The following is a 17,883-nucleotide window of genomic DNA, read 5'->3' on the forward strand; positions in this document are numbered from 1 at the left end:
GCCGCCCCCGCGAGGGGACGGCCACTTTCGTTTCGCCGGGTGTCACTTGCGCTTGCGGATCTCCTCGGCAGCCTGCGGGACGATCTTGAACAGGTCGCCCACCACGCCGAAGTCGGCCAACTCGAAGATCGGCGCCTCGCCGTCCTTGTTGACCGCGACGATGGTCTTGGAGGTCTGCATGCCGGCCCGGTGCTGGATGGCACCGGAGATGCCGAGCGCGACGTAGAGCTGCGGGGAGACCGTCTTGCCGGTCTGGCCCACCTGGAACTGGTGCGGGTAGAAGCCGGAGTCGACGGCCGCGCGGGACGCGCCCACGGCACCGCCGAGCAGGTCGGCCAGCTCCTCGACCAGCTTGAAGTTGTCGGCGTTGCCGACACCGCGGCCACCGGAGACGACCACACCGGCCTCGGTCAGCTCGGGGCGGGAGCCCTTCTGCTCGGCGACCCGCTCGACGACCTTTGCCAGCTTGTCGGTGTCGGTGACCGACACGGTGAGCTGCTCAATCGCCGGGGTGGCAGCCGCCGGGCTCGGGGTGACCGAGTTGGGCCGGACGGTGACCAGGGGCAGGCCCTTGGTGACCTTGGACTTGACGATCGCGGAGCCGGCGAAGGCGACCTGGGTGGCGGTGCCGTCGGCGGCCAGGCCGACCACGTCGGTAAGGATGCCGTTGTCGAGCTTGACGGCGAGCCGGGCGGCGATCTCCTTGCCCTCCTGGGCCGACGCGAGCAGCACGGCGGCCGGCTGCACACGCTTGACCAGTTCGGCCAGCACTGTGGCCTTGGGGGCCACCAGGTAGCCGTCGATCTCGTCACCCTCGGCGGCGTAGATCTTCTCCGCGCCGTACTCGCCCAGCTTGGCGCTCAGCGCCTCCGCTGCGCCAGCGCCACCGAGCACGACCGCGCTCGGGGTGCCCAGCTCACGGGCGATGGTGAGCATCTCCAGGGTGACCTTCTTGACGCCGAATTCCTTCGTGGCTTCGACGACGACGAGAACCTCAGACATGTCCAGACCCGCTCTCACACGAACTTTTCGGTGGCGAGGAACTCGACCAGCTTGACGCCGCCCTCGCCCTCATCGGTGATCTTGGCACCGCCGGAGCGCGGCGGACGCTTGCTGTGCTCGACGACGGCGCTGGTGGCACCGTCGAAGCCCACCTCGCTGGACGCGACGCCGAGGTCGGCCAGCGAGAGCGTCTGCACCGGCTTCTTCTTGGCGGCCATGATGCCCTTGAACGACGGGTAGCGCGGCTCGTTGATGGTGTCCCAGACGGAGACCACGGCCGGCGTGGAGGCGGTGACGACCTCGTAGCCCTCCTCGGTCTGCCGCTCGACGGTCAGGGTGGAGCCGTCGACGGTGAGCTTGCGGGCGCCGGTGAGCGCCGCGACGCCGAGCCGCTCGGCGATCATGTGCGGCATGACCTGGACGCGGCCGTCGGTGGACTCGGCGCCGCAGATCACCAGGTCGGCGTTCAGCTGACCGAGGGCGGTGGCGAGCACCTTCGAGGTGGCCACCGCGCAGGAACCGTGCAGGGCGTCATCCACCACGTGCACGGCCTTGTCCGGGCCCATGGACAGCGCCTTGCGGATGGACTCGGTCGCCCGGTCCGGACCCATGGTCAGGATCGTGACTTCGCCACCGTGCGCTTCCTTGATCTTCAGCGCCTCCTCGATGGCGTACTCGTCCATCTCGTTGATCACGTTGTTCGCCGAACCGCGGTCGACGGTGTTGTCGTCACTGCGCAGGTTGCGGTCCGCGCCCGAATCAGGCACCTGCTTGACGAGTACGACGATATTCATCGCGCTTCGACGACCCTCCTGTGTGGTGGTGCGATTTGGCTCGCCCGGTCTGGGCCGCAGCCTCGCGCGTCGGCTGACGCCAGGTCAACCTCGGGCTGCTGTGCAGTTGCCCACGACGCAATGTTACCTGTCAGTAGGTTGCGACCGCCGGGCACTCAGGGTGACACAGCTCACCCACGGCCGCGCCTCAGGCCGGTTCGGCCAACGCACCCCGGATCTGGTCGATGACAGCGGACTCCGCCCGAGTCACCCCGCCGTGCGCACGGGCCACCCGGTCCGCCGCTGTCAACACCACCGACCGGTACGCCTCGACGTCCGTCGGCGACTTCTCCCGCAGGATCCGCACCGCCCGACCCAGCGCGGGCAGCACCACCGACTCGATCTCCAGTTGGGAGGTGCGGGGAAGTTGGGGCAGCGGGCCGGTGGTCAACGCGTCCTTGACCAGACCGCTGGCGTCGGCAAGCGCGCCGGACGCGGCGAAGCTCTCCCGGAACAGCGCCACCACCCCCGGGTCGGCGTTGGAGACCAGGACGACGGCGCCGAAGACGCCCGTCTTGAGGGTCAGCCGCTCCTCGACCGTCAACCGCTGCTCCATGATCACGGAGTGTAGACGTACGGGGTGGTGGTCGTGACTGGGACCAGACCGAGCCGCTGGAGAATCGGCCGGCTGTCCTCGGAGGCGTCCACCTGCAGCAACGTCCGACCCCGCTGGTCGGCAAGCCGCGCCCGGTAGGTGACAAGCGCCCGGTAGATGCCCTTACGACGCCACTGCGGCAGCGTGGAGCCACCCCAGAGCGTGCCGAACCCGGTGTTCGCGGGGAAGCGCACCCAGCCGGCGCTCACCACCGTCCCGCCCGCCTCGGCCACCACCACGGTGATCGAGTGCGGGTCGGCGTCGATCTCCTTGCCCAGCCCCGTCACAAGGTGCGAGCGGTCCTCCTGCCACACCTCCTCCTCCATGGCGGCGATCCGTTCCAGGTCCTCTCGGGAGGTCACCTCACGCAGGCGTACCCCCTCGGGGGCGACAGGCAGCGCGGCGGCCAGCGGCGCGACCGGCCCGACCACTACGGTCTCCCGCTCCTGCGCGACGAACCCGGCGGCGCGCAGGCGGTCGGCAAGGTCGGCCGGCTCGTCGTGCTCGTTGAGCTTCCACTCCACCGACTGGCCGCGCTCCCGGAACAACTCCACCTGACGGGCGATCAACTCGTCGAGCGCCTCGCCGGTCAGGCCGCCGAGGTCGCGGTAGGTGAGGAACCCGCCGGCGTCGAGCCCGATGATCCGGACCAGCGGGCCGTCCCGCTCCACGGTCACGCCGGCCGGAATCGGGTCGGGGATCTCCGGGCGGAGTTGGTTGTCGTAGGCGGCACGCAGCGTCAGCACGTCGATATCGGTCACCGGCCCAGGCTAAGGCGGATGGGAAGCGGATAATCGACGGCGTGTGGCAGGCCATCAGACGTTGGTTCGACCCGGCGGATCTGCGTGCCGTCGGCGAGACACCGGACTACCGGTTCTCCCTGGCCAACGAGCGGACGTTCCTGGCCTGGTTGCGCACCAGCCTGGCGCTTGTCGGCGGCGGGCTGGCCGCGGCGCAGTTCCTGCCGCCGCTGGCCGTCGACCACCTACGGGAAGCCATCGCTGTCACGCTGCTGCTTCTCGGCGGCGCCGTCGCGGTCCGCGCTGTCGACCACTGGGCACGAACTGAGCGGGCCATCCGGCTCGGCGAGGAGCTACCCGCCTCCCGTTTCCCCGCCATCCTCGCCCTCGCCGTCGGCTCCGGCGCGGTGCTGCTGGTGATCGCTGTGCTCTCCCGGGCGGTCGGGGAGCAGTGAGCGGCGTACGCGACCCTGGGCTGCAACCGGAACGGACCCGCCTGGCCTGGCGGCGCACACTGCTGACGGTGACCGTGGTGACGGCTCTCGCCGTCCGGTTGGCGGCCGACGACGGCCCGGTCGGCGCGCTGCTCGCCGGTGTGGCGGTGCTGCTCTGGGGAGCCCTGCTCACGCTCTGCTGGCCCCGCAGCATCGGTACCGGCGCGGCGCGCACCGGCGGTCGCACACTGCCCCTGGTCGCGCTGGGCACTGTCGGATTCGCGCTGCTGGGAGTCGCCCTGACGGCTCGCGCACTGGGGTGATGCGACGCGGTGCGCCATCATAGGTGCATGGCCCGGCTGTTCATACTCCTATTCCTGGCGCAGGTTGTCCTCGCCGCCTGCGCGCTGATCAGTTGTCTCTCCGCCGAGGAGGACCAGATTCGCAACCTCCCCCGGATCGTCTGGGCGCTGATCATCTTGTTCTTCCCGCTGGTCGGGTCGATCGCCTGGTTCGTCGCCGGACGGCAGCGCACCCCCGGCGGCGCCACCGGCCTCGGCAAGATCTTGTCGGGCGGCAGCGGCACGGCCCAGCGCCGACCGTTGGCCCCCGACGACGACCCGGAGTTCCTCCGGTCCGTGCAGGACCGCGCCAAGAAGCAGGACGAGGAACTCTTCCGCCGCTGGGAAGAGGACCTGCGCCGCCGCGAGGACGATCTGCGCCGCCGCGACGGTGACCCGCCGCGCGAGGGCGAGCGACCCGAGGTTTGAGGCCGACCGCCGTCGCCCCGCTTGGGGCGACGGCGGCGGCTGCGACTCAGGCCAGGTTCGACGACCGGGGGTACGCGTCGGTCGGGTCGGTGAGCACGTTCACCAGGTACGGCACGCCTGCGTCGAACGCCCGCTGGAGCGCCGGCCCCAGGTCGGCTGCCTTGGCGACCGTCTCCCCCGCACCGCCGAGTGCGCTGACCACCGTGTCGTAGCGCAACTCCGGCTGGAGGTCGGCGGCCACGTCGTAGCCGTACATGGCTCGCATCGGGTGCTTCTCCAGCCCCCAGATGCCGTTGTTGCCGACCACGATCACCACAGGCAGCTTCTGGCGTACCAGCGACTCGACGTCCATCAGCGAGAAACCAGCCGCACCGTCGCCCATCAGCACGCAGATCTGCCGGTCCGGGTGGCTGACCCGGGCGCCCATCGCGTAGCCCATGCCGGTGCCCAGGCACCCGTACGGGCCCGGGTCCAGCCAGGTGCCGGGCTGCGCCGGCTCCAGGTAACGGCCGGCGTACGAGACGAAGTCGCCGCCGTCGCCGATGGTGATGGCGTCGCGGGCCAGTACCCGGCGCAGCTCGCCGTAGATCCGGGCCGGGCGGATCGGGTCGGTCTCGGCGGCCATCTCGGCGGCGTCGCGGGCCTTCGCCGCGTCCTCGGCGACGCGCAGGTCGGCGATCCAGTCGGAGTGGTCGGCGCGGTCACCGGCGTGGTCGGCGAGCGCGGAGAGGATCAGGCGCAGGTCACCGGCGGGGGTGGCGGCCGGCTGGACGTGCGTCGCCCGCTGGCTGGGCGCGTCGACGATGTGCACCACCTTGGCGTCGCCGAAGTCACCGAAGCTGAGCCGGAAGTCAAGCGGGGTGCCGACCACCACGACGACGTCGGCGCCGGAGAGCGCGGCGCGGCGGGCCTTGGCGAAGGCGAGGGGGTGCTCCGGCGGCAGCGAGCCGCGGCCCATCCCGTTGGTGAAGACCGGCACCTGCAACGCCTCGGCGGCCTCCCGCAGCGCGGCGACCGCGTCACCGGCGTACACGTCCGAACCGGCGATGATGACGGGCCGTTGCGCGCCGGCGATGAGCGTCGCGGCCCGCCCGACCTCGTCCGGGTCGGGCTCGACCGGGTCGACGCCTGTCGGCGCGGGTACGTCCGCCTCGGAGACCGAGAAGACCGTCTCCAGCGGGAAGTCCAGGAACGCCGGGCCGCGGTGCGGGGTGAGGGCGGCGGTGAGGGCCGTGTCGATCGCGCGCGGGATGTCGTCGGTGCTGAAGACCGTTTCGGCGTGCTTGGTGACCGGAGCGACAAGCGGGAGGTGGTCCATCTCCTGGAGGCTGCCCGAGCCCCAGCGGAACGCCGGTGCCCTGCCCCCGAGCACCAGCACCGGTGAGGCGTTGAAGAAGGCGCTTGTCATGCCCGAGATGCCGTTGGTGACGCCGGGGCCGGCGGTGAGCACGGCGAGGCCCGGACGGCGCTGGAGCTTGGCCACCGCCTCGGCGGCGAACACCGCTGACTGCTCGTGCCGTACGTCGTAGATCGGGAAGTCGCTCTTGTGCGCGGCGTCGTAGAGCGGGAAGACGTGCCCACCGGACAGCGTGAACATCTCCCGTACGCCGTGCGCGCGAAGTGCCGCCAGCGCCAACTCCCCGCCGTGACCCTCGATCCGCTCCGTCATTCGCCGCTTCCCTTCGTGCCTCATGACCGAGGGCCCACGCTACTGGCCGGTAGACAGAATGTGAACCGTTCTCGATTCACGGCTCGATCGACGATCCGCGCACCCCGCGAGGGTCAGCGACCCGTGAAGCCCGGCTTGCGCTTCTCGACGAACGCCGCCATGCCTTCGCGCCGGTCGTCGGTAGCGAACAGCGCCGCGAAGAGCTGACTCTCCCACGCCAGGCCCGAGTTCAGGTCCATGTCCAGGCCGCCGTCGACAGCCAGCTTCGCCGCCCGCAGCGCCTGAGCAGGCCCGTTGAGGTACGGCTTGACGAGCGTCACGGCAGCGTCGTACACCTCGGCAGCTGGGACGACCCGGTCGGCCAGGCCGATCCGCAGCGCCTCCTGCGCGTCCACCATGCGCCCGGACATGATCAGATCCTTGGCACGGGCCGGGCCGACAAGACGGGCCAGCCGCTGCGTACCGCCGGCACCGGGAATGATGCCGAGCTTGATCTCCGGCTGACCGAGCTTGGCGTCCTCGGCCACCACCCGCCAGTCGCAGGCCAGCGCCAGCTCGCAGCCGCCGCCGAGGGCGTACCCGGTGATCGCCGCGACCACCGGCTTGGGAATGCGGGCGATCGCGCCGAGCGCGCTGGACAGTGCAGCCGCCCGGTCGGCCATGTCCACGTAGGACATCTCGGCCATCTGCTTGATGTCCGCGCCAGCGGCGAAGACCTTCTCCCCGCCGTACACGATGACGGCGCGGACCTCGGGGTCGGCGGTGGCGTCCGTCGCGGCCGCGCGCAACTCCTCCTGCACCTGGGTGTTCAGCGCGTTCATCGGCGGCCGCTCCAGCCGGATGGTGCCGATGCCGTCCTTGATCTCCAGCCGAACGAACTCGCCCACGCTGCCCTCACTTCCTCGTCGAAGTCGCGTGCCAACCTTACGACCAGGCTCGTTTGGGTAAGTAGTGTGGTGTCAGTCCCGCAGGTGGGAGTACAGCCATGGTCACGTATTACGACGACAAGTCGGTGCAGGTCACCTCCACCGCCGTCCGGGTCGACGGTCGCAGCTACCCCCTGGGCCAGATCACAATGGTGTGGCACCGCCGGGGCAGCCGTTCCTGGCGGGTCCTCGTCGGTCGGGGTGCGATCGGCGCGGCGCTGGCCGGCCCCCTTGTCGCGGCGGTGCTCGGCATCGGCGTGGCCGTCTGGCTGCACCGCTCTCCCACCGTGACGATCGCGATCGTCGGCGCCTCGGTGCTTGTCGGCCTGGCCGTCGGCCCGGTCGCCGACTTCCTCTTCGAACACCTCGACCGCTCGTACGCCAGGGGCAGCCGGCAACTGGAGATCTGGATCCGTTGGCGCGGCCATCCGGTGCGGCTGTTGCAGACCGGTGACGCGCTGCGCTTCGGCCAGATCTACCGGGCGCTGCAACGGGCCGTCGAGCACAGCCAGCCCATCCGCCGCCCCGCCGCCCGCCGCTAGCCCACCCGGGCAGGCGGGCCGCCCTAACGGCAGGCGGCTGTGACGACGACGGGCGCCTGTGTCAGCACCGGCGGTCGGCAGTCGCCAGGTGCCGCCGGCCGCCAGGCGGCGGCCACGTTGTGGACCGGGTCTTCCGGCCGGTACGCGGCCCACCGGGAAAGGTCGTTGCCGCCATTGAGCCCGCTGGCGAGCAGCACACCAGCGGAACCGGTCCGGACCGCGGCCAGCAGCAACCGCATGCCGACCGCCGGATAGCCGAGCGCGGAGCACGCCACGTCACCCTCGCGCCAGCACGTCCATGCGAGAGCCGGATCACCGATCGCCCGGTCCGGGTACGGCGCCGTGAACAGGTCGTACACCACCGCTTCGGTGCCGAGGGTCTGACCGACGCTCTGCCAGAAGTCGATGGCGTACGTGGCGTCGGGCATCGGCTTGGCGCAGACCGCCCGTTCGTCCCGGCACGTCGCACCCGGTCCGGTGTAGCGGCCGTGACTCCAGGTGAGCGCGACGACCGGCGTGATGCCGGCGGCGATCAACCGCTGCGTGTATGCCACGACCTCCTGCCGGTACGGCTCGCCGCCGTAGCGCGGGTCGACGTACGGCAGGCCGAGCCAGCAAGCCTCGTTGAGCGAGATGTACGCCGCCTGGAAGCCACGTGCGACGAGCCCGGCCACGGCGTTCGCGTCGACCGGACCGTCCCAGATGCCCTGCCCGTTCACGCATCGGGACTCGGCACCGGTACGCGCCATCGGCGACAGCGGTCGGGGGGCAACGGCGTCGACGACAGGGGAGATGCCCCAGAGACGATTCCTCACCACGCTGACGTACGGGGCCTGCCGCTCCTCGCCCGGCGTGAGCACCCGGACGAACGGGGCGGTGGCTGCCTGCTTCGCGCCCTGGTCGTCGTACGCCCAGGCGAACACGTTGTACCCGCCGGCAGGCACGTCACGCCACTGGGCGGTGTAGGGCGCCGTCGTGTCGATGCCGAGCGGGACCGGCTCCGGCGTGTTGCCGGTGCCGAAGAACTCGACCCGGGTGATCCGCCGGCCCGGCGCTGGCGTGGCGGCGGCCTCCACGGTGATCGTCGCCGGGGCGAAGAAGTGGTCACCGTTCTCGGGCCGCGTGATCCGCACGACCGGCCTGTTCGGGTCGGGCCCGGGGCTGGCCGACTGGCTCGGCGTCGGGCTCGTCGTCGGGTTGGGCGTGGCCGAGACCGTCGGGGCGGGTGTGGATGAGACCGTCGGGTTGGGCGTGGCAGAGGCCGTCGGGTTAGGTGTGGCCGAGACCGTCGGGGCGGGCGTGGACGACGGCGGCAAAATGGTCCCGCAGGTGACGCCGTTGAGGGTGAAGGCAACCGGTCCGCTGCGCTTGACCCCGTACGTCATGACGTATTCGAAGGACACCTGCCGGTCCGCCGGCAGGACGCTGCCGGGCAGACTGCGCAGCGTGACCTGCTCGCCGCGCTGCTCCCAGCGCACGCCGTCGACGTGTTTGACCTGCTCGCTCGGGTATCGGACCTGGAACCCGAGCGTCCAGTCCGACAGCGACCGGCCCACGCTCACAACGGTGATGTCGCCGCGGACCATCGACTGGTACTGGTAACTGGTCTGCATCTGCACGGCACACCCACCGGCGGCGGATGCCGGAGGCACCACGGCGAGGGCCGCGGAGGCGGCGGCGAGCGCGGCAACTGCCGAACAGACGATGCGATTCCTCATCAACGATCCCCCGTGATCGAAGTTCATCACTGTCATCCTCGGCGTGGGCAGCGCCGCAAGTCAAGACGCCCTGGGCCGGCGATGTCGTGAACGATGCAGCTCCGGGTTGCCAGCCAATGGTTATGCTTAGTGATGACCCTCTATTACCGGGACGACGCGGTGCAGGTGACCTCCGAGTCGATCCGGGCCGGTGGTCACGTGATCGCCCTGTCGGATGTGACGTTCGTCTGGCACGCGCGGGGGGCGAAGACCCTCGCGGTGCGCGGTCGTGTGCTGGGGCGCGGTGTCCTGGTGCTGCTGCTGTCGCTGCCGCCGCTTGTCGCTGTCGTGTGCGTGCTCTCGCTTGCCTGGTCGGCGCAGGACCGGGGCAACTGGCAGTTGGCGCTGATCATCCTGGCCGCCTGCGCGGTGGGGGCGCTGGCGCTGACACCGTTTCTGGAGATCCCGCTCGGCTGGTTGGATCGCTCCTACGAGCGCGGCAGCCATGTGCACGAGTTGTGGGTGCAACACCACGGTCAGGAACAGTTGCTGCTGCGTACACCGGACGCGTTGCGGTTCGGGCAGATCTACCGGGCCGTACAGCGGGCCGTCGAGCAGCAGGGCGACCACCGATAGATCGCCGGTCAGTTCAGCGGCAGGGTGGTGGCGATCGGCCAGCCCACGATGGCGGCACCCACCGTTGCCAACAGCCAGCGCGGGGCCGCGTACCGGCGCAGCACCGCCGCCCAGATGGCGTGCCAGCCGAGCAGCAGCACGAACAACGGCACCACAAGCAGCACGAAGCCCGGTGCCACGCCGACAAGCGCCGCCATGGTCAGCACCGGCACTGTGACGGCGACGACCAGCAGGTGTCGCCACGCCCGGCCGTCGGCGACCAGTTCGACGCCCAGCAGGTACAGCAGACACGCGCCCAGCACCAGCGGGAGCAGCCACCAGCGGGGGCCCACCGGCCACGCCGACGTCAGGCCCAGGTGGATCGGCAGCGCGACGGCGAGGACCGCGTACCCGGTCAGGGCCAACGCCGCGACGGCGGTCCGCGCCCCCGCCGAAGGACCGGCCGCGACGGCGGCCCGGTCCCCAGCCCCGCGACCTGCCGCGACGGCGGCTGATGCCGGAACACCTGCCGCTGGGGAGGGTGGTCGCGGCAGCCACCGATGCCCGGCGGCCACCAGCAGGCCGGTGACCAGCAGGAAGCCTGCGACGTAGCCGCCGACGGCGAGTGGCAGCCGGTTGGTGGGCATCACCGCCGCGGCTACCGCACCGGCCCCGGCGGCGAGAGTCGTCAGCCCGAACAGGGTCAGGCCACCGAGCGGAGCCCTCCGCCCGGACCGCTCCGGGCCGGCGCTCCGCCTCGGCAGGAGTAGCGCCGCGAGCGGAACCACCCCGACGCCGAACGCCAGCACCAGCAGCGCCGCCCCGGCGAGCCGGACGAGCGGCCGTGGAGCGGCCGTCCCGTCGGTGCTGGGCAGCCAGTCGACGATCTCCTGATGGGTACGCGGGGCGAAGAGCACCGAGATGTGCTCGACACCCGGCACCACCGCCGCTGGCCGTCGACTCACCGCCGCGCCCCGTCCGACGGCGTCGTCGGCCGCGCGCCGGAACGCTGGGAACTCCGCGCCGCCGACGATGAGCAGCAGCTCCGCCGGCCGTCCGGGTGGCAGCTCACCGGCGCTGGGCAGCGAGATCGCCACGGTCCGGGCGATCTCCGGGTGGTCGACGGCGTACCTGGTGACGGCACCGGCACCCATCGAGTGCCCCAGCAGCATGATCTGGTTCGGGTCCACGTCGGGCAGTGAACGCACGTGGGCGACGGCGGCATCCACGTCGGCCGCCAGAGTCGCGGAAGACATGTCGGCACCGAGTCGCGCCGGGTTGGCACCGTGACCGGCGAAGTCGAACAGCAGCGCGACGGCCCCTCGACGGGCCACGGTGTCGCCGATCGGGCGCATCAGCCGGGCCGAGCCGGCGAACCCGTGTGCGATCACCACGCCTGGCCGCCGCACGTCCGGTGTCGGCGCACCGGCGCGTACCTCGGTCATCGGCACGCCGCCGACGGTTACCTGCCGGACGGTGAGGCCGTCGTCGGCTCTGACCAGCACCAGCGTGCCGAGCGCGGCGGCGACGGCCGCGAGCACGGCGAGCAGAACTGTGGTCCGGGTGCTCGGCGGGCGGTGCGGCGAGGGTGCCGGCATGCCGGCACCCTACCGTCGAACGGGCCGCCGGCGACTCCGCCGGACGAGCGCTTGTGGCGCTACCGGCGCACACTTGATCCCATGGCGATTCCCCTCCCCACTCCAGCCGCTGTGGTCGGCCTGACCCGCTCCGCTCTCGACCAGGCGATGGGCTCGGCCGTCTCGTTCGCTGCCGTGCCCGCCCGCGCGTTCGCGGTGCTGGACGGGGTGGAGGCGCTGCTGGCTCGGATCAACGGCGTGGTGGACCGGATCGAGACGACCTTGGACCGGACCGATCAGGTGCTCACCGACGCCGAGGGGGCGGTCCGCGAGGTGGCAGTCATCAGCGCCGCCGCGACCACCGCCATCGACACCGCCACCGAGGTGGCGGCGTCCGCCGCCGTGGTGGTCCGGGAAGCCGAGCAGGTCTCCAGGGCCGCGGGCACGGTGGTCACCGAGGCCAGCATGGTGGCCGGCACCGCAGCGGTCACGGTGCGCAGCGCCGCCCAGGCGGCGACGACGGCAGCCGAACTGCTTGCGGCGTACGAGCCGGCGCTGCGCAGGGCCGCCCCGATGGCCGGGCGGTTCGTGGAGGAGCTGAGCCACGAGGAGATCACCGCGGCGATCCACCTGATCGACGAGTTGCCAAAGCTCAAGCAGCACCTGACCGCCGACATCCTGCCTATCCTGTCCACACTGGACCGGGTCGGCCCCGACCTGCACGACCTGCTGGACGTCACCCGCGACCTCAAGCTCGCCGTGGCCGGCATCCCCGGCCTGGGCATGCTGCGTCGCCGGGGCGAGAAGCTCGGCGACGACTCCGCCGGCTGAGCCCGCGCCGGGCCCGAGGGCCAGGTCAGCAGTCGCAGGTGATCGTCGCGGTGGGCGCCGTCAGGTCGTCCACCGGGCGTCGGGTCAGCCCCGTCTCCGTCACCACCGGCAGCCCCTCCCGCACCCAGTACTCGAACCCACCGATCATCTCCTTGACCGGGTAGCCGAGCCGGGTGAACTCCAGCGCCGCCCTGGTCGCGCCGTTGCAGCCCGGACCCCAGCAGTAGGTGACCACCGCCGTGCCGGCGGGGATCAACCCGGTCGCCCGGTCGGCGATCTCGGCGGTGGGCAGGTGCACGGCCCCGGGCAGGTGCCCCTGCGCCCAGGCCGCCTCCCCCCGGGAGTCGACAACCACCAGACCGGGGGTACGGGCGGACAGGTCGGCGTGGACGTCGCTGACGTCGGTCTCGACGCTGAGCCGGGCGAGGAAGTGGGCGGCGGCGGTAGCCGGGTCGGCCGCTGGGACGGCGAAGGCGAAGGTCATGCACCGATCGTGGCCGTGGTCGCCGGATCGGGGCGAGTGGCGGGAACGACAACCTGCGCTAACATCCCGCCATGCCGAGCCGCACCACTGTCAGCGAGCCGCGCCGACCGTCGACGCGCCGGCGGCCGGCAGACCGTCACCGCGTCGCGGTGCTCGCGTACCCGGGGATGTCGGTGTTCGAGACCGGCATCGTCACCGAGGTGTTCGGGCTGCCCCGGCCGGAGTTCGACGTCGACTGGTACGACCTGGTGGTCTGCGCCGAGCGGCCAGGGCCGGTGCCGGTGGTCGGTGGCGCCAGCCTGCACACCCCGTACGGCCTGGCGGAGCTGGCGGCGGCGCGGACGGTGATCGTGCCCGGCGTGCCGGACGTGACAGCGGACCCGTCACCCGGGCTGGTCGCCGCGCTGCGTCGGGCACACCGCGACGGTGCGCGGATCATGTCGATCTGCTCGGGTGCGTTCGCACTTGCCGGCGCGGGGATCCTGGACGGCCGTCGAGCCACCACCCACTGGCGGTACGCGGAACTTCTGGCCCGCCGGTACCCCCGCGTCCAGGTCGACCCGGGCGTGCTCTACCTCGACGACGGTGACCTGCTCACCAGTGCCGGCAGCGCTGCCGGCCTGGACCTCTGCGTCCACGTGATCAGGCGCGATCACGGTGCGGCGATCGCCAACGCGGTGGCCCGGCGGCTGGTGATTCCGCCGCACCGCGACGGCGGGCAGGCGCAGTTCGTCGAGGCGCCCGTGCCGGCCGGCACCGACGACGACCGGATCGCGGGCAGCATCGATTGGGCGCTCGCGCATCTCGCCGAGCCACTGACCGTCGCCCGGCTCGCCCAGCAGGCGCACATGTCGCCCCGCACCTACCTGCGGCACTTCGCCCAGGCCACCGGTACCAGCCCGATCCGCTGGCTGATCGACAAGCGGGTCCGCGCCAGTCTGGCGCTGCTTGAGGAGTCGGACACCCCGGTCGAGCAGGTCGCCACGGCAGTGGGGTTCGACACGGCGGTCACCTACCGCCACCACTTCGGACGGCTCATGTTGACGTCCCCGACGGCGTACCGCAGGGCTTTCCGCGTCGGCGCCGTGCGCGGCGGGCTGCGGTAGCCGGAGGTCAGCCCGGGGCGTACAGCTCGTCGATCTCGGCGCGTCGCGGCAGTGCCACCGAGGCACCGAGCTTGCGGACGCAGGCAGCGCCGGCCGCCGACGCCCAGCGCACCGCGTCGACAACGTCCCGACCTTCGCCCCAGCCGACGGCAAGCGCGGCCGTGAACGCGTCACCGGCGGCGGTGGAGTCGACCACGTCGACGGGTACCGCGGGCACGTGCGCCTCGGTGCCGTCCCGGTCGACGTACCAGGCGCCCGCGTCGCCGAGGGTGAGCACGGCGCGGGGCACCAGGTCGAGCAGAGCGCGCGGTTCCTCCCGGCCCCGACCGGTGAACGCCTGCGCCTCGCCCTCGTTGACGACAAGCAGATCGACGGCGGCGAGCAGTTCCGGCGGCAGGGCCCGGGCCGGTGCGGCGTTCAGGATGACCCGGGTGCCGGCGGCGCGGGCGGCCACAGCGGCGGCGGCCACGGTCTGCACCGGGATCTCCAGCTGGGCGACCAGGACGTCCGCCGCGCGTATCGCCGCGAGTTCGTCGTCGGTGAGACCGACAAGCGCGTCGTTGGCGCCGGGGGTCACCATTATGGCGTTCTCCCCCTGCGCGTTGACCATCACCAGCGCCACGCCGGACGCGCCGTAGACCACGCGCAGATGACTGGTGTCCACACCGGCCGCGGTGATCCGGGCCTTGAGGGTGACGCCGAAGGCATCCGAGCCGATGGCGCCGAGGAAGACACAGGAGGCGCCGGCCCGGACGGCGGCGACCGCCTGATTGGCACCCTTGCCGCCGGGCACCATCACGAAGTCGGTACCGAGCATTGTCTCGCCCGGCCGAGGTAGCGAGGGCGCCATCGCGACCAGGTCCATGTTGGCGCTGCCCACGACGACCACGCGGGTCTGCGACATGGTCACCCTCCCCGTCGGCTGCTCAGGCGGCGCGGGCGGTGTAGCGGTCGCCGGACCGCTCGACCACCAGCGGCAGACCGAAGGTCTTGGAGAGGTTGTCGCCGGTGAGCGTCTCGGCGAGCAGCCCCTGGGCGACCACCGCCCCTTCGCGCAGCAGCAGCGCGTGGGTGAACCCGGGCGGGATCTCCTCCACGTGGTGGGTGACGAGCACCATGGCCGGGGCGTCCGGGTCGTACGCCAGCTCGGCCAACCGGGCGACCAGGTCCTCACGCCCACCCAGGTCGAGCCCGGCGGCGGGTTCGTCGAGCAGCAGCAGCTCCGGGTCGGTCATCAGTGCCCGGGCGATCTGGACCCGCTTGCGTTCGCCCTCGGAGAGGGTGCCGTAGCGACGTTCGGCCAGGCCGCCGATGCCGAGCTGGCTGAGCAGCGCCCGCGCCCGCGCCTCGTCGCTGCGGTCGTAGCTTTCCCGCCAACGGCCGACGACCGACCAGGCGGCGGTCACCACGACGTCGCTCACCTGCTCGTCGGCGGGCACCCGCTCGGCGAGCGCCGCTGTGGAGAGCCCGATCCGGGTACGCAGCTCGTTGACGTCGGTGCGGCCGATCCGCTCGCCCAGGACGTGCGCGACACCCGTGGTGGGGTGCAGGCGGCCGGCGGCGAGGTTGAGCAGTGTGGTCTTGCCCGCGCCGTTGGGGCCGAGCACGACCCAGCGCTCGTCCAGCTCGACGCGCCAGGTCAGGTCCTGCAACAGAGCGGTGCCGGAGCGGCGTACGCCGACGCTGTCGAGGCTGACCACCAGATCCGGGTCCACGGGGGCGGCGGCAGGCGCGGCGCTGACGGCGCCGGGGATCAGGTCACCAGTCACCTGTCCATCCAACCACGCAGCGTGGACGTACCCCCCATGGGCGGCGTCTGGGCCATAGGGTGAGCGCCGTGTCGTTGATCACCATCGCTGGAGGACGGCTCGTGCCAGGTCGACGTACGGAGCCGCGCGGATGAGCGCGGTCATCGAGATCGAGGGTCTGCGCAAGACCTTCCACAGCGTGCGCAACGGCCGGCGGGTGGCGGTGGACGGGTTCGACCTGCTGGTCGAGGCGGGTCAGGTCCACGGTTTCCTGGGCCCGAACGGCTCTGGCAAGACGACCACCCTGCGTGCCCTGCTCGGGCTGGTACGCGCCGACAGCGGGGTGATGAGGGTGTTCGGCGAGCGGTCGCCGGAGCTGTTGCCCCGGGTGGCCGGGCGGGTCGGCGCGATAGTGGAGAGCCCACAGTTCTTCGGCAACTTCACCGGGTACCGGACGCTGCGGCTGCTCGCCCGCGCGGGCGGGGTGCCGGTCTCACGGGTGGACGAGGCTCTGGAGCTGGTGGGCCTGCGTGACCGTGGTGACGAGCGGGTCAAGGGCTACTCGCTGGGGATGAAGCAGCGCCTCGCTGTGGCCTCGGCGCTGTTGAAGGATCCACAGCTGCTGATCCTGGACGAGCCGGCGAACGGTCTGGACCCGGCGGGGATCCGGGAGATGCGGGACCTGATGCGGAGGCTGGCGGCAACCGGGGTGACAGTGCTGGTGTCCAGTCACATCCTGGGCGAGATCCAGCTGATCTGCGACCACGTCACGATCATCTCGCGGGGCCGGCGGGTGGCGGCGGGTCCGGTGGACGAGGTGCTGGCCGGCTACGACCGGCACGAGTTCCTGGTCCGGGTGGCCGAGCCGGAGCGTGCCGCCGAGGTGTTGCAGGCGGTGGAGCTGACGGCGGTCGTGGACGGCGACGCGCTTGTGGTGAGCGGGGTGACCGATCCGACGGTGGTCAGTCGGGCGCTCGGCGAGCAGGGGCTGTGGGTGGGTGAGCTGACGCCGCTGCGGCCTGATCTGGAGAGCGTCTTCCTGGAGCTGACCGGTGCCGGGCACACGTGGATGCCACGCCAGGTCGACGGTTCGGCGGTGCCGGCCGACGACGAGGACCGCGCGATGATCGATCTCGACGTACGGGGAGTGGACTCGTGAACCTGGTCCGGGCCGAGTTGGAGCGGCTGGCCGCGCGCCGCTTCGTGCAGCTCATGGTCGTCCTGCTGGCGCTGGCGTTCGCCGTCACCGCGGCGACCACACTGGCCGGCTCACACAAGCCCAGCGCCGAGGAGATGGCCTCGGCGCGGACGCAGGCCATCGCCGCACGGCAGGGCATGGAGGCAGCGTTCCAGGAGTGCCTGGCCTGGAAGGACCGCACGGTCCCCCGCGACACCGGCGACTATCAACCCGCCGACTGCTCGGAGATCGACCCGGCCCGGCAGGACCGGTTGCCTATCGCTTCGGACTATCTGCGCGGGGTGTTCAGCTTCGCCCAGCAGGCTCGCCCGCTGTTGTACTTCCTCATCGCGTTCCTGGCGATGTTCGGGTTCCTGGTCGGCGCCTCGTACATCGGCGCGGACCTGAACTCCGGCGGGGTGGTGAACCTGCTGCTGTGGCGACCACGCCGGCTCACTGTGCTCGCCGCCAAGCTCGGCACCCTGCTCGGCGTGGTGCTGGCGTTGTCGGTGGTGGCCTCGCTGGTCTACCTGGCCACGTTCTGGGTGATCGGTCAGGCGGCAGGGCTGGCCGGCCAGCCCGACGGGGAGTTCTGGCGGTCGCTGGGCGCCGTCCACGGCCGCGGTCTGGTGCTGGTGTTGCTGACCACAGCCCTGGGCTTCGCCATCGCGACGCTGGGCAGGCACACGTCGGCGGCGCTCGGTGCCGTCGCCGCGTACGCCGTGGTGTGGGAGTTGGGCGCCCGGGTGGTGATGGAGATCGTGGACGCCCGGCGGCCGGACCAGCTGATGCTCTCCAGTCACATCGGGGCGTGGCTCACCGGCGAGGCACGGTTCTGGGATCCGCAGCTCTGTTACAACTCGACGGGCGCCTTCTGCGACGGTCTCTACACGCTGACCTGGCGGCCTGCGCTGGCGGTGCTGCTTCTGCTCACCGGCGCGTTGACAGCGGCGGCGTTCGCCGTGTTCCGCCGCCGCGACCTGGTCTGAGGCGGGCCACCCCCGCCAGCCGCCGCGCCGGACGGCCAGGGCCGGCCGCCGCTGCCGGACTTCCCCGGTCGTGGGGGGGCGCGGGGGGGGGCGCCCCCAGCGGGGCGCCGGCAGGGGGGGGAGTAAAAAAAAAAAAGAAACACAACAA

Annotated in this window: 20 protein-coding genes; 9 read left to right on the forward strand and 11 right to left on the reverse strand. The window is 71.7% G+C overall.

Features of this window, described 5'->3' with window-relative positions; genetic code table 11:
- Positions 1-42 precede the first annotated feature (42 nt).
- The 4 genes from ACLQ23_RS14730 to ACLQ23_RS14745 all read right to left on the reverse strand — a co-directional run bounded on the left by ACLQ23_RS14730 (position 43) and on the right by ACLQ23_RS14745 (position 3,191).
- Entirely contained in the window at positions 43-1,002 is a 960-nt protein-coding gene (locus ACLQ23_RS14730) for an electron transfer flavoprotein subunit alpha/FixB family protein (protein WP_355630226.1), read from the reverse strand.
- Positions 1,003-1,016: 14 nt separating this feature from the next.
- Positions 1,017-1,796, reverse strand: coding sequence for an electron transfer flavoprotein subunit beta/FixA family protein (locus tag ACLQ23_RS14735; protein ID WP_355593523.1), 780 nt, complete (start codon positions 1,794-1,796; stop codon positions 1,017-1,019).
- Positions 1,797-1,983: 187 nt separating this feature from the next.
- Positions 1,984-2,397 (reverse strand): hypothetical protein, encoded by a 414-nt coding sequence (locus ACLQ23_RS14740; RefSeq protein WP_355593521.1) that lies wholly within the window; start codon positions 2,395-2,397, stop codon positions 1,984-1,986.
- The gene (locus ACLQ23_RS14745) at positions 2,394-3,191 is read right to left on the reverse strand and encodes a GNAT family N-acetyltransferase (RefSeq protein WP_355630229.1); all 798 of its coding nucleotides are present in this window, start codon (positions 3,189-3,191) and stop codon (positions 2,394-2,396) included. The genes ACLQ23_RS14740 and ACLQ23_RS14745 overlap by 4 nt, the downstream gene beginning before the upstream one ends.
- A 41-nt stretch (positions 3,192-3,232) precedes the next feature.
- On the opposite strand from ACLQ23_RS14745, the gene ACLQ23_RS14750 reads away from it, so the two are divergent.
- The 3 genes from ACLQ23_RS14750 to ACLQ23_RS14760 are packed head-to-tail and all read left to right on the forward strand — an operon-like array spanning position 3,233 to position 4,374.
- On the forward strand, positions 3,233-3,625 hold the full coding sequence (locus ACLQ23_RS14750) for a YidH family protein (RefSeq protein ID WP_355593517.1): 393 nt from the start codon (positions 3,233-3,235) through the stop codon (positions 3,623-3,625).
- Complete coding sequence (locus ACLQ23_RS14755; protein WP_355593515.1) at positions 3,622-3,927, forward strand: DUF202 domain-containing protein; 306 nt, start codon at positions 3,622-3,624, stop codon at positions 3,925-3,927. Before ACLQ23_RS14750 ends, ACLQ23_RS14755 begins: the two co-directional genes overlap by 4 nt.
- A gap of 27 nt (positions 3,928-3,954) precedes the next feature.
- Complete coding sequence (locus ACLQ23_RS14760) at positions 3,955-4,374, forward strand: PLD nuclease N-terminal domain-containing protein (protein ID WP_355593513.1); 420 nt, start codon at positions 3,955-3,957, stop codon at positions 4,372-4,374.
- A 46-nt stretch (positions 4,375-4,420) separates the two neighbouring features.
- Here the strand turns inward: ACLQ23_RS14760 and ACLQ23_RS14765 are convergent, their stop codons facing one another.
- Complete coding sequence (locus tag ACLQ23_RS14765; RefSeq protein ID WP_355593511.1) at positions 4,421-6,043, reverse strand: acetolactate synthase; 1,623 nt, start codon at positions 6,041-6,043, stop codon at positions 4,421-4,423.
- 113 nt (positions 6,044-6,156) lie between these two features.
- On the reverse strand, positions 6,157-6,930 hold the full coding sequence (locus tag ACLQ23_RS14770; RefSeq protein WP_355593509.1) for an enoyl-CoA hydratase/isomerase family protein: 774 nt from the start codon (positions 6,928-6,930) through the stop codon (positions 6,157-6,159).
- 98 nt (positions 6,931-7,028) lie between these two features.
- Between ACLQ23_RS14770 and ACLQ23_RS14775 the strand changes: the two genes are divergently transcribed.
- The gene (locus tag ACLQ23_RS14775) at positions 7,029-7,511 is read left to right on the forward strand and encodes a DUF6232 family protein (RefSeq protein WP_355593507.1); all 483 of its coding nucleotides are present in this window, start codon (positions 7,029-7,031) and stop codon (positions 7,509-7,511) included.
- 23 nt (positions 7,512-7,534) lie between these two features.
- Here ACLQ23_RS14775 and ACLQ23_RS14780 read toward each other — a convergent pair whose 3' ends face one another.
- A complete protein-coding gene (locus ACLQ23_RS14780; protein ID WP_355593505.1) occupies positions 7,535-9,229 on the reverse strand; it encodes an Ig-like domain-containing protein in 1,695 nt (564 codons plus the stop codon).
- Between the two features lie 132 nt (positions 9,230-9,361).
- On the opposite strand from ACLQ23_RS14780, the gene ACLQ23_RS14785 reads away from it, so the two are divergent.
- Positions 9,362-9,844, forward strand: coding sequence for a DUF6232 family protein (locus tag ACLQ23_RS14785; RefSeq protein ID WP_355593503.1), 483 nt, complete (start codon positions 9,362-9,364; stop codon positions 9,842-9,844).
- Positions 9,845-9,852: 8 nt separating this feature from the next.
- Here the strand turns inward: ACLQ23_RS14785 and ACLQ23_RS14790 are convergent, their stop codons facing one another.
- A complete protein-coding gene (locus tag ACLQ23_RS14790; RefSeq protein WP_425880729.1) occupies positions 9,853-11,421 on the reverse strand; it encodes an alpha/beta fold hydrolase in 1,569 nt (522 codons plus the stop codon).
- Between the two features lie 81 nt (positions 11,422-11,502).
- On the opposite strand from ACLQ23_RS14790, the gene ACLQ23_RS14795 reads away from it, so the two are divergent.
- Positions 11,503-12,231: a hypothetical protein gene (locus ACLQ23_RS14795; RefSeq protein ID WP_425880730.1), complete on the forward strand. Its 729-nt coding sequence runs from the start codon at positions 11,503-11,505 to the stop codon at positions 12,229-12,231.
- A gap of 25 nt (positions 12,232-12,256) precedes the next feature.
- Here the strand turns inward: ACLQ23_RS14795 and ACLQ23_RS14800 are convergent, their stop codons facing one another.
- Positions 12,257-12,715, reverse strand: coding sequence for a rhodanese-like domain-containing protein (locus tag ACLQ23_RS14800; protein ID WP_355593497.1), 459 nt, complete (start codon positions 12,713-12,715; stop codon positions 12,257-12,259).
- Between the two features lie 71 nt (positions 12,716-12,786).
- Between ACLQ23_RS14800 and ftrA the strand changes: the two genes are divergently transcribed.
- Positions 12,787-13,821 (forward strand): transcriptional regulator FtrA, encoded by a 1,035-nt coding sequence (gene ftrA / locus ACLQ23_RS14805; protein ID WP_425880731.1) that lies wholly within the window; start codon positions 12,787-12,789, stop codon positions 13,819-13,821.
- 7 nt (positions 13,822-13,828) lie between these two features.
- Here ftrA and ACLQ23_RS14810 read toward each other — a convergent pair whose 3' ends face one another.
- Both ACLQ23_RS14810 and ACLQ23_RS14815 read right to left on the reverse strand, forming a co-directional pair.
- The gene (locus tag ACLQ23_RS14810) at positions 13,829-14,725 is read right to left on the reverse strand and encodes a ribokinase (protein ID WP_167945596.1); all 897 of its coding nucleotides are present in this window, start codon (positions 14,723-14,725) and stop codon (positions 13,829-13,831) included.
- A 22-nt stretch (positions 14,726-14,747) separates the two neighbouring features.
- Positions 14,748-15,602 (reverse strand): ABC transporter ATP-binding protein, encoded by an 855-nt coding sequence (locus ACLQ23_RS14815; protein WP_425880732.1) that lies wholly within the window; start codon positions 15,600-15,602, stop codon positions 14,748-14,750.
- A 118-nt stretch (positions 15,603-15,720) separates the two neighbouring features.
- Here ACLQ23_RS14815 and ACLQ23_RS14820 point away from each other — a divergent pair, with 118 nt between their 5' ends.
- Both ACLQ23_RS14820 and ACLQ23_RS14825 read left to right on the forward strand, forming a co-directional pair.
- Entirely contained in the window at positions 15,721-16,728 is a 1,008-nt protein-coding gene (locus tag ACLQ23_RS14820) for an ABC transporter ATP-binding protein (RefSeq protein ID WP_355593489.1), read from the forward strand.
- Positions 16,725-17,735, forward strand: a complete 1,011-nt coding sequence (locus ACLQ23_RS14825) for an ABC transporter permease subunit (RefSeq protein ID WP_167945600.1) — start codon at positions 16,725-16,727, stop codon at positions 17,733-17,735. Before ACLQ23_RS14820 ends, ACLQ23_RS14825 begins: the two co-directional genes overlap by 4 nt.
- The last annotated feature ends 148 nt before the right edge of the window (positions 17,736-17,883 follow it).

This window comes from Micromonospora sp. DT41 (assembly GCF_049841715.1).
In the GTDB taxonomy this organism is placed as follows: domain Bacteria; phylum Actinomycetota; class Actinomycetes; order Mycobacteriales; family Micromonosporaceae; genus Micromonospora; species Micromonospora profundi.

Excerpts from the sequence above, each read along its gene's own strand:
- ACLQ23_RS14730 (WP_355630226.1), bottom strand. The coding sequence starts at position 1,002 with ATGTCTGAGGTTCTCGTCGTCGTCGAAGCCACGAAGGAATTCGGCGTC.
- ACLQ23_RS14735 (WP_355593523.1), bottom strand. The coding sequence starts at position 1,796 with ATGAATATCGTCGTACTCGTCAAGCAGGTGCCTGATTCGGGCGCGGAC.
- ACLQ23_RS14760 (WP_355593513.1), top strand. The coding sequence starts at position 3,955 with ATGGCCCGGCTGTTCATACTCCTATTCCTGGCGCAGGTTGTCCTCGCC.
- ACLQ23_RS14765 (WP_355593511.1), bottom strand. The coding sequence starts at position 6,043 with ATGACGGAGCGGATCGAGGGTCACGGCGGGGAGTTGGCGCTGGCGGCA.
- ACLQ23_RS14775 (WP_355593507.1), top strand. The coding sequence starts at position 7,029 with ATGGTCACGTATTACGACGACAAGTCGGTGCAGGTCACCTCCACCGCC.
- ACLQ23_RS14780 (WP_355593505.1), bottom strand. The coding sequence starts at position 9,229 with ATGAGGAATCGCATCGTCTGTTCGGCAGTTGCCGCGCTCGCCGCCGCC.
- ACLQ23_RS14785 (WP_355593503.1), top strand. The coding sequence starts at position 9,362 with ATGACCCTCTATTACCGGGACGACGCGGTGCAGGTGACCTCCGAGTCG.
- ACLQ23_RS14790 (WP_425880729.1), bottom strand. The coding sequence starts at position 11,421 with ATGCCGGCACCCTCGCCGCACCGCCCGCCGAGCACCCGGACCACAGTT.
- ACLQ23_RS14795 (WP_425880730.1), top strand. The coding sequence starts at position 11,503 with ATGGCGATTCCCCTCCCCACTCCAGCCGCTGTGGTCGGCCTGACCCGC.
- ACLQ23_RS14800 (WP_355593497.1), bottom strand. The coding sequence starts at position 12,715 with ATGACCTTCGCCTTCGCCGTCCCAGCGGCCGACCCGGCTACCGCCGCC.
- ftrA (WP_425880731.1), top strand. The coding sequence starts at position 12,787 with ATGCCGAGCCGCACCACTGTCAGCGAGCCGCGCCGACCGTCGACGCGC.
- ACLQ23_RS14810 (WP_167945596.1), bottom strand. The coding sequence starts at position 14,725 with ATGTCGCAGACCCGCGTGGTCGTCGTGGGCAGCGCCAACATGGACCTG.
- ACLQ23_RS14820 (WP_355593489.1), top strand. The coding sequence starts at position 15,721 with ATGAGCGCGGTCATCGAGATCGAGGGTCTGCGCAAGACCTTCCACAGC.